The following is a 9,391-nucleotide window of genomic DNA, read 5'->3' on the forward strand; positions in this document are numbered from 1 at the left end:
CCGTGTACTGGATGTACTCGGGTGATGCGACAACGCGGCGAGGTGCCGTGCCGGGCGTCGCGAGCCGGTGAACCTTTCCGGTCGCAGCACTAGACACCATCCCGGCCGGGTGCTGCCTGCCTGTGGCCCACTTCCAGCAGGTACTTGCCGACCACTACCCCCACCGCACCAGCCGGCGTCCCCGATCTCGGCCGACCGGCCCTGGTCGAGGCTGAAGCGAGGGAGCGGCTGCCACTGCCACACGCCCCACCACGTCGCGGAGGGGAGGAGGCCGAGTTGTACTTGAGCATCCCGACGGTCAAGGCCCATGTCTCCCATCCTGACCAAGCTCGAACTGAACAACCGCGTCCAGATCGCTCTGCTGGTCTACCGGGCCGGCCTGATCTGACCATTGCTCCGGGTGTGCCGGAACCGTGGCACACAGGCACGCCCCGCCTCTCCCGACGTGCCGCGCCCGACCGCCGGGCCTTCGCGGGAGGCGGCCCGCGAAGCCCCGGCACCCGTCACGGCATCGTGGGACCGTGGAGAGGAACCGGCATCCCGATCTCTGGAAGGAGCACCGGCCATGGCCACCCACCAGGCCCACCCCGCCGCCCGTTCGATCAGGACCACCCCCGAAGGACTCCAGTGGGAGCCCAGCGAGCGCTGGGTGCGCGGCCGCAAGGGTGACGTCACCGTCGTCGACAGCCGGCACCCGGTGCTCGTCTGGGAACCCCACCTGCCCGTGCCGCAGTACGCCTTCCCTCGCGAGGACGTCCGCACGGACCTGCTCCGCCCGGCAAAGAACCCGCCCGCCGGCACGCACACCGGCTCCCGGGTCTTCTACGACCTCGACGCCGACGGCGAGGTGCGCGACAACGCGGCCTGGACGTTCCCCGCCGAGGACCTGGCCGGCCACATCGCCTTCGAGTGGTTCCGGCGCAGCGACACGGGCCTCGACCACTGGTACGAGGAGGACGAGGAGATCTTCATCCACCCCCGCGACCCGCACAAACGCGTGGACGCGCTGCCCAGCAGCCGGCACGTGCGGGTCGAGATCGACGGGCAGACCGTCGCTGACACCCGAGCCCCCGTCCTGCTCTTCGAGACGGCCCTGCCGACCCGCTACTACCTCCCCCTCGAGGACGTCCGGCTCGACCTGTTCGACGCCACCGACCACCACACCGGCTGCCCCTACAAGGGCACCGCCGAGTACTGGTCCTGGCGCGGCGGGGGCGAGGTGCCGCCCAACATCCTCTGGAGCTACCCCGAGCCGTTGCCCGCGGTGGCGGTGATCCAGGGGCGTCTGGCCTTCTTCAACGAGGCCGTCGACATCACTCTCGACGGCGAGCGCCTGGAGCGCCCGGCCACGCCGTTCAGCAGGATGCTGAAGGGGAGCCGCGCGTGAAGCTGTCGAGGTGAACGGTTCGGTCGGCTCCACCGCCGACGGCTCTGCGATCCACCTGCCGAAGCCAGCCGCCGAGCTGCCCCCGCACCCGCCCCCACCAGGCCGGACCCCGGTGGCTCAGAGTTCGGTGAACTGGCGCTGTGGGAGACCGTACTGCTGCGCTATGGGGTTCCACAGGGCGGCAGCCTTCTTCTTGGCGAGGGTTGCCTGCTCACTGGCCGCGTTGCCCTGGTCGGGGTTGTTCGCCGCGTGGCCGTCATGGCAGCCGTCGGCGCCGGCCGTCTGGTCCGCCCAGTCGGCGTAGTGGTTGTCGGCGGTGGCGGACGCCTTCCACGCCGTGGTGAGCTGGGCCACCAGGTCGCCGTGGTTGGGTAGTTTGTCGAAGGTGAGCTCGGAGAGCCTGGTGACCAGGTCGTCGCGCTGGCTTGCGGCGGTGCGCAGGGTGGTCGCCGAACCAGCGAGGTTGCTGCACTGCTTGATGGAGGCGACCGCGTCGATCACCGCCGTGCGGCTGCTGTTGCTCGACTGCAGCAGCGCGTCGAGCGACTTCGCCTGGGCCTGCGCGGTGTCCGTCCCGTACTGGCCGTTGCCCGAGGCGGCGGAGGCGTCGGCGTCGGGCTGCTGGTCGTTGCCGCCGACGTTGAGCGCGGTGGTCACGACACCGCCGATCAGAGCGAGGCCGGCCACGCCGATGCCGATGAGCGCGCCCCGTGACAGACGACGGCCTCCGGCGGGGGCCTGATCGGTGTACCCGGCGTCGAAGCCGGCGCTGCCCGGGCGGCCGCCGTCGTCGCTGTAGGCAGACTGTTGCGGAGGCTGCTGCTGCGTCGGCAGGGCGGTGGTCGCTGCGCTGTCCGTGTGGCCGCCGTACCCGTGTCCGACGGCGCCGAGCGCGGCCGTTGCGGCAACCGGCCGGCCGTCGAGATACGCCTCGATGTCCGCGCGCATCTCGTCGGCGGACTGGTAGCGGTGGCCAGGTTCCTTGGCCAGCGCCTTCAGGACGATCGCGTCCACTTCGGGAGGGATCTCAGGGCGGAAGACGCTCGGTGGTTGCGGAGCCTCGCGTACGTGCTGGTAGGCGACGGCGACCGGGGAATCGCCGATGAAGGGCGGCCGAACGGTGAACAGTTCGTAGAGCAGGCAGCCGGTGGAGTACAGGTCGGAGCGGGCATCCACGGTCTCGCCCTTCGCCTGTTCCGGCGAGAGGTACTGCGCGGTGCCGATCACCGCGGCTGTCTGCGTCATCGTCATGCCGGAGTCCCCCATCGCGCGCGCGATGCCGAAGTCCATCACCTTCACCTGGCCGGTGCGGGTGAGCATCACGTTGGCGGGCTTGATGTCCCGGTGGACGATGCCGTTGCGGTGCGAGTACTCCAACGCCTGGAGGATGCCGACGGTCATCTCCATGGCGCGCTCGGGCAGCAACTGGCGACCACTGTGCAGCAGATCGCGCAGGGTCGAGCCGTCCACGTATTCCATGACGATGTACGGGATCAGGACGCCGTCGACGAAGTCCTCGCCGGTGTCGTAGACCCCGCAGATCGAGGGATGATTGAGCGAGGCGGCCGACTGGGCCTCCCTGCGGAACCGGGCCTGGAACGACGGGTCGAGGGCGAGGTCCGCCCGCAGCGTCTTCACCGCGACGGAGCGGTTCAGGCGGATGTCATGGGCGAAATGGACCTCGGCCATGCCACCACGACCGAGTATCGCGCCCGGCTCGTACCGCCCGCCTTGGCGACGCGGCTCTTCCATGGTTGGTTCCCCTGCCTCTCCCCTTTTCGGAGCCTCCCGGAGCCCGAACCTTCAGTACTGGGTTCGGGGAGGCGATGAAGCCCTCGCCAGCCGCTCGACGTGCGGTGCTCGCAATGGCGACTGCGTGATCTTAGCCCCGGATCCACCGTTCGGCTCGCCCCGATGATCAAGCTGAGTCTCCGGCGCAGCGTGTGGGCGTGAGTGATTGTCAATGCCTGTGGTTCTGAGCTGCGTTCATGGTGATGCGGGCTTGCGGGCGAGGATCTGGATCCCGGTTGACTCGTGACCGTTCATGGTGGGCACCGTGATGGTCCGGGTGTCGATGGTCCGGAACTCGGCGAGCAGGGTGGAGTACCACTGGCGGGGGTGGTGGCGGCAGACCGCACCGTCGCCGGTTTCGAACACGCCATAGGCGCCGTAGTGAGCAGCGTGGTGGCCGTAACGGTTGCGGTTGTGTTCGTCGTCGGGGCTTCCCCCGTGATGGTGGACACACTTTGTTGATCACGCGGCGAGCGTGAGCTTGGCCGCGTGGTGTCGGCGTTCGTATTCGTTGGGGCTGAGGTGGCCGTTGGCGGAGTGTCGGCGGCGAGTGCTGTAGCGGGTCAGCCATGCGAAGACCGTCCTTCTGCGGGTGCCGGCGTCGCCGTGGTCGCGGGCGCCCTGGAGGGTCTCGCGATTCGGGATCCGTACTGGGCTCCGTGATCGGAGTGGAACACCGAGCCGTCCAGGCCGCCGCGGGTCGCGGCCGCCATCCGCAGGGCATCGGCGACCAGACCGGTGCGCATGTGGTCGGCGATGGACCAGCCGACGACCTTGCGGCTGAAGCAGTCCAGCACGGTCGCGACATAGAGGAACTCCCCGCCCGCGAGCGGGAGATAACCCGGGCGTGGACTCGTACAGGGCCACGGCATCGGCCTTGAACTCGTCCGAGTAGTCAGACCCGCCACACCCTGCACTGGTCACGCTGGCGCCGCCGACACCAGCACCGAGCCCGGCTCAGCCACTACCGCCGCCGTGGCCATCGTCCCCCGTAACCGCATCAGCCGGCCTCTGCTGTGACACCCGATCACCCATCGCTGGGACTAAGAGGACATGGAGGGCAGTGCGGCTCGTTCGGATTCGGAGCAGAGGATGCAGAACTCATTGCCCTCCGGATCGGCGAGCACGACCCAACCCCAGCCGTTGGGCTTTCGGTGGTCGGCGACCAGGGAGGCGCCCAGTGCCAGCAGCCGTTCGACCTCCGCGTCCCGGGAGGTGTCGGGACGCAGGCACAGATGGAGCCGGTTCTTGCCTGCCTTCGGCTCCGGTACCTCGTTGAAGTGCAGGGCCAGGCCGCCCGGCAGCTGGATCTCCGTCTCGTCCTCACCCGGTTCATCCTCGGGATCGAGTGGACGCCCGGTCACCTCACTCCAGAACAGGGCAAGTTGGTATGCGTTTGCACAGTCCACGGTCATGTTCGTCACTGTCGAATGCATGCACGTGATCCTCTCCGAGCGAATGGGAGGACGCCACCGGAATTCCCGAAGCAGCCTGATGTCCCAGGCCAGTTCGCCCATCCTCGGCCACGTCGGCCGTGGTCGTGACCTGCCGCAGCTGGTTGTAGCCGTCGCGGACCACGAGCCGCCGACCGTTCTCATCGCCCTGGTCGGCCAACTCGACTGTGCAGGCGTTGATTTCGGACTCCAGCGCGGCGGCCGGCATCCTTCTTGCGCCTTCCCGAACGATCCCGAACCGGTACTCGGCAGGCTCCCCCGAGTCCCGTCACGGTACGCGGACATGCCTACGAGGAACAGCCAGTTGGGGTGGTTGTTTGTCGGTTGTGGGGGTTTGGTTCGGTGGTGGTGTCGGGGGTCGTTTTTGTTCGGGTGTAGAGGACTTCGCGGCCTTGTTCGGCGGCGTGGATGAGGTTTTCGCTGACGAAGTCGAGGAAGCGGGCGGCGTTTTCGAGGCGGATGGCGGCGGGGGTGCCGTGGCCGAGGATGTTGGTGCCTTGTCGTGCGGTTTCGATGAACTGGTCGTTGGCGCGGGCGCTGCGGAGCATGGACTGGTACCAGAGGTCGTCGTCGACGGTGTAGCGCTCGCGGCGGCGTTCGTCGCGTTCGCGGCGGACGAGGTCCAGGCTTTCGAGGAATGTGATCGCTTTGGAGACGGAGGCGGGACTGACGGTGAGGTGCTGGGCGAGTTCGGACGCGGTGAGGCTGCCGGTGTCGGTGGTGTAGAGGCAGGCCAGGACCCGGGCCATCATCTTGGGCAGGCCCGAGGCCATGAGGACGGTGGTGAGTTGTTCCTGGTAGTCGCGCACGGCTTCGGTGTCGCGTCCGTGGGCCTGCTCGAGCCTCTGCGCCTCTCGGGGGGCGGCCTGCCTGCGCCGGTGGGTGCGTTGCTGGGTGGCGTGGTGGGCGAGGTCGGCGCGGTAGCCGGCGGGGCCGCCGTTGCGCATCACCTCGCGGGTGATCGTTGAGGTGGGGCGGTCCAGACGCCGGGCGATCTCGGCGTAGGCGAGGTTGTCGGTCAGTCCTGCCGCGATCTGCTGGCGTTCGGCCTGTGTGAGTCTGCCTCCCGGCATCACGCCTCCCTTTCCTGCCCCACGAGTGCTCCGCCGGGTGCTGCTCGGTGTCGTCCGACGCCTCCAGTATAGCGTTCGCCTTCAATCCATTGCAACGGCCGGTTGTGCGGTCGTTGCGTTAAGCGAGAGGGCGTTGCAACGATTAGCGCGCTTCTACCTGCACTAACGCGTCTTTCATGCAAAGACTGTGTTGCCGTGGTATGGAAAGCAACGTAGCTTTTCTGTTGTCGGAAACGCCAGCGAGCTCAGGAGAGCATCATGCAGAAGTTCGACACCCCCGCCCCGATCGCGACTGTCCTGGACATCCCCGCCGGACGCATCCAGCTCATCGCCGCCGACCGCGCCACCACCGCCGTCGAGGTCCTGCCCGCGAACCCCGCCAAGAAGCGCGACGTCCAGAGCGCCGAGCAGACCACCGTCACCTACACCGACGGCGTCCTGCGGATCAGGACCGCCGAGCCCGCGAACCAGATCTTCGGCCCCTCCGGCTCGGTGGAGGTCACCGTCAAGCTGCCCGCCGGCTCCCGCGTCGAGGCCAGGACCGCCGCCTGCGAGCTGCGTGGTGTCGGCCGCCTCGGTGACGTCGCCTTCGACGGCGCATACCGCCAGATCAAGATCGACGAGGCCGCGAGTCTCCGCCTCACCGCGGTCGACGGCGACATCGAGGTCGGCCGGCTCGGCGGCCCCGCCGAGATCACCACCGCCAAGGGCGACATCCGCATCACCGAAGCCATGCGCGGCACGGTCGTGGCCACCACGCAGTCCGGCGACATCACGGTCGGCGCCGCCACCGGCGTCTCGGCCGCCCTGGACGCCGACACCGCCTACGGCCGTGTCAGCAACGCCCTGAAGAACGACGGCACCACCGAACTCCACATCCGCGCCACCACCTCCCACGGCGACATCACCGCCCGCAGCCTCTGAAACAGCCGAGCCAGGACACCCCGGCCGGCCTCACCGCGACCGGCAACCCGCCGGCCACCGCGGACGGCCGGCCGTCCCCAGAGGCCTGCGATCCACATACAGGCCCTGACCCTGCTGTACCGGATGCCTCACGCGACCAAAGGGGGAACACATGACGAAGAACAGCACTCCCACGACCCGTCCGAAGTGGGCCGGCATGGTGCCGGTGGAGGACACGGCCCTGGCCGTCACCGACACCGGCGGCCCCGGCACCCCGGTCGTCTACCTCAACGGCCAGTTCGCCACCCAGGGCTACTGGCGGCGGGTCACCGTCGAACTGGGGACCGCATGGCGGCACATCACCTACGACGAGCGGGCACGCGGCAGATCCAAGCGTTCGGCGGACTACTCCTTCCAGGCCGCCGTCCGCGACGTCGACGCCGTTCTCGCCGCCAGGGGAGTGGAACGGGCCCTTGTCGTGGGATGGTCCTACGGAGCGGTCGTCGCAGCCCACTGGGCCGGCCGCAACCCCGAGCGCGCCCTGGGCGCAGTCCTGGTCGACGGCGCATTCCCCTATGACTGGCTCGACGAGGCCATGGAAGCACGCATCCGCACACTGTTCCGCCGGCTCGGCTGGTTCATGCCATTGCTCCGCCCGACCGGCCTGACCCCGCGGATGACCGCCGAACAGCAGGCGGACAGCAACATCGAGCTCGGCAGACTCTCCCGCGAGAGCGAACTGGGACCCGTGCTGGACGCCCTCACTGTCCCGGTGTGCTACGTGGTCGCTTCCGGAACGTCCCTCGGAAGCCGCGGTGACGAACAAGAACGCATACGCACCAGCCTCGATGCCGTGACCGCCCGCAACACGAACATCCGCGTCAGCGCGAAGGTCACCGCCAACCACGGCGCGATCCTCAAGAAGGACTTCCCAGCCATCGCCGAGGCCGTACGCGAGGTCGCCGCCCTCGGCCAAGAACGGCACTGAAGCCACGACCGGGTGGAACGACGACACCCGCCAGCCCCCCGCAAAGGGCCGCGCCTTCGCTTGCCGCCGGACACGGTAGGCCGTCTCAGTCGGGTTGCGGATGGAAGGTCTGCCGCGCCGCGAGGGCCCTCGCGGACTCACCAACAGCATCAGCAGAGGAGCGCCGGGATGCTGCCCTCGACGAGCAGCATCCCGGCCGGCATGACTTACCGTCTGCTGATGACCCGGCGGCCCGGCCTCACCTCAGGTGCCGGGTGAAGAACTGGGCCGCGGCATCCCCCGCGAACTGCGGGACGCCGGTATGGCCGCCCATATTGGCGTACAGGGACTTCTCCTTGGAACCGAACGCGTCGAACAGGTCCAGGGCCGCCTGCCGGTCGTTCCCCTCGTCGTCCCACTGCAGCAGGACGTGCAGCGGAATGGTGACCTGACGGGCCTCCTCGAACACGGCGCGAGGCACGAAACTCCCGGCGAAGAGTCCGGCGGCCACAATGCGCGGCTCGACCACCGCAAGGCGAACGCCGATGGAGATCACTCCCCCCGAGTACCCGACCGGGCCCCCGACCTCGGGCAGCGACAGGAGGGCATCAAGGGCGGCCTGCCATTCAGGGACCGCCCTGTCGACGAGCGGGAGGACGAGAGCGTCGACGATCTCGTCGCCGACCGGCTCGCCGGCCTCCACAGCCTGACGCAGGTCGGCACGGGCCTGCTCGGCGGCGGCCCACCGGGGCCGGTCACCGCTCCCGGGGAGCTCAATGGTGGCCGCGGCGAAGCCATCCGCCACGGCGTGCCGAGCCCGCGCCACCAGCCGGGGGTACATCTTGTGCAGCCCGAGCGGAGGATGGCCGAGCAGAATCAGCGGTACCGGCGCGGACGCGGACGCGGGCGTCCACAGGATGCCGGGAATCTCACCGAGGGTGAACTTGCGCTCGAGGACACCGTCGTCGAGACGCTGCTCAGAAGTGAAATGCATGGTCGTGCCTTTCGGGAGAGCTCAGAACGGCGCTCCCGGACGACCTATCGCCCGACCGTGACCCCGGAGGGAAGCACCCAAGTGAATACGTTCACGGGTACCACCTCCTCATTCTCTGCCACGGCCTCCAGAAACCTAGCAGTGGCCGCCCTGGCCCGCCAAACGGGTTTTTCTCGCGCGGACCCTGTGGCTGGATGCCAAGGATCCGGAACACGACACAGAGCTACCAGGCCGTGTCTCTCAACTTCGTAACCATGCGATGACCGCCGCCAGCACGGCTGCCGAGCGATAGACGATCGAGAGTCTGCCGTAGCGGGTCGCCAGGCCCCGCCACTGAATGCGGATGCCGCGGGCCGCGAGGTCTGCGCGGACCTGCTTGGAGGAGTACGCCTTATCTGCGAGCGGAGCGTCCGGCGTGGTGCGCGGCCTGCCGCGGCCGAGTCGCATATCGCCCAGCAAGGGGGGAGGACCTGCGCGGCGTGGACATGGCCCGAAGTGACCCCAACTGCCAGCGGGGGGCCGTCGCCGTCCACGGCGTGATGGATTTTGGTTGTCAGGCCTCCGTGGGATGGGCAATTCGCCTACTTCAAAGGCCCGCTCAGGCCTTCCAGTTCAGGACGCTTGGCTTTCGCCGCTGAGCGGTCGCTGACTTACCGGGACTTTTGCAGAAGGCCCCGGTGTTCACGCCGGGGACGAATGCGTCTCGGGACTGCTCTGACCCGCGCCGTGGAGCGGGCGTTTTTGCTGTTCGATGTACTGGCGGACGATCGCCAACGGTGCTCCGCCGCAGGACGCGGAGAAGTACGAGGGCGACCACAGGTG

8 protein-coding genes and 5 pseudogenes are annotated in these 9,391 nt (G+C 68.6%); 4 read left to right on the top strand and 9 right to left on the bottom strand.

Annotated features, from left to right (window positions below; genetic code table 11):
* Positions 1–255 precede the first annotated feature (255 nt).
* Positions 256–388, top strand: a pseudogene (locus ACIOWN_RS34145) (LuxR C-terminal-related transcriptional regulator); the annotation flags it as partial.
* A 177-nt stretch (positions 389–565) separates the two neighbouring features.
* Positions 566–1,387, top strand: a complete 822-nt coding sequence (locus ACIOWN_RS34150) for a DUF427 domain-containing protein (RefSeq protein WP_362357991.1) — start codon at positions 566–568, stop codon at positions 1,385–1,387.
* A 552-nt stretch (positions 1,388–1,939) separates the two neighbouring features.
* Here ACIOWN_RS34150 and pknB read toward each other — a convergent pair.
* The 6 genes and pseudogenes from pknB to ACIOWN_RS34180 form a co-directional block, all read right to left on the bottom strand.
* Positions 1,940–3,139: pseudogene (pknB, locus tag ACIOWN_RS34155) on the bottom strand (Stk1 family PASTA domain-containing Ser/Thr kinase); the annotation flags it as partial.
* A gap of 234 nt (positions 3,140–3,373) precedes the next feature.
* Positions 3,374–3,544, bottom strand: coding sequence for a hypothetical protein (locus ACIOWN_RS34160; RefSeq protein ID WP_362357987.1), 171 nt, complete (start codon positions 3,542–3,544; stop codon positions 3,374–3,376).
* Positions 3,545–3,640: 96 nt separating this feature from the next.
* Positions 3,641–4,017, bottom strand: a pseudogene (locus ACIOWN_RS34165) (DDE-type integrase/transposase/recombinase); the annotation flags it as partial.
* Between the two features lie 204 nt (positions 4,018–4,221).
* Positions 4,222–4,614: a VOC family protein gene (locus ACIOWN_RS34170; protein ID WP_362357985.1), complete on the bottom strand. Its 393-nt coding sequence runs from the start codon at positions 4,612–4,614 to the stop codon at positions 4,222–4,224.
* Positions 4,615–4,708: 94 nt separating this feature from the next.
* Positions 4,709–4,864, bottom strand: a pseudogene (locus tag ACIOWN_RS34175) (IS256 family transposase); the annotation flags it as partial.
* 55 nt (positions 4,865–4,919) lie between these two features.
* Positions 4,920–5,705 carry a helix-turn-helix domain-containing protein gene (locus tag ACIOWN_RS34180; RefSeq protein WP_362357983.1) on the bottom strand — a complete coding sequence of 262 codons (786 nt, stop codon included), beginning with the start codon at positions 5,703–5,705 and terminating at the stop codon, positions 4,920–4,922.
* Positions 5,706–5,963: 258 nt separating this feature from the next.
* Between ACIOWN_RS34180 and ACIOWN_RS34185 the strand changes: the two genes are divergently transcribed.
* Positions 5,964–6,629, top strand: coding sequence for a DUF4097 family beta strand repeat-containing protein (locus tag ACIOWN_RS34185; protein WP_401984420.1), 666 nt, complete (start codon positions 5,964–5,966; stop codon positions 6,627–6,629).
* Positions 6,630–6,780: 151 nt separating this feature from the next.
* The gene (locus ACIOWN_RS34190; protein WP_401984422.1) at positions 6,781–7,596 is read left to right on the top strand and encodes an alpha/beta fold hydrolase; all 816 of its coding nucleotides are present in this window, start codon (positions 6,781–6,783) and stop codon (positions 7,594–7,596) included.
* A 238-nt stretch (positions 7,597–7,834) separates the two neighbouring features.
* On the opposite strand, the gene ACIOWN_RS34195 is transcribed toward ACIOWN_RS34190, so the two are convergent.
* The 3 genes and pseudogenes from ACIOWN_RS34195 to ACIOWN_RS34205 form a co-directional block, all read right to left on the bottom strand.
* Positions 7,835–8,569: an alpha/beta hydrolase gene (locus ACIOWN_RS34195; protein WP_362357977.1), complete on the bottom strand. Its 735-nt coding sequence runs from the start codon at positions 8,567–8,569 to the stop codon at positions 7,835–7,837.
* Between the two features lie 240 nt (positions 8,570–8,809).
* Positions 8,810–9,138: pseudogene (locus tag ACIOWN_RS34200) on the bottom strand (transposase); the annotation flags it as partial.
* Between the two features lie 112 nt (positions 9,139–9,250).
* Positions 9,251–9,391: transposase (locus ACIOWN_RS34205; protein WP_401984424.1), on the bottom strand; the 141-nt coding region annotated here is incomplete at its 5' end.

Source organism: Streptomyces sp. NPDC087787 (genome assembly GCF_044743035.1).
Lineage (GTDB): Bacteria > Actinomycetota > Actinomycetes > Streptomycetales > Streptomycetaceae > Streptomyces.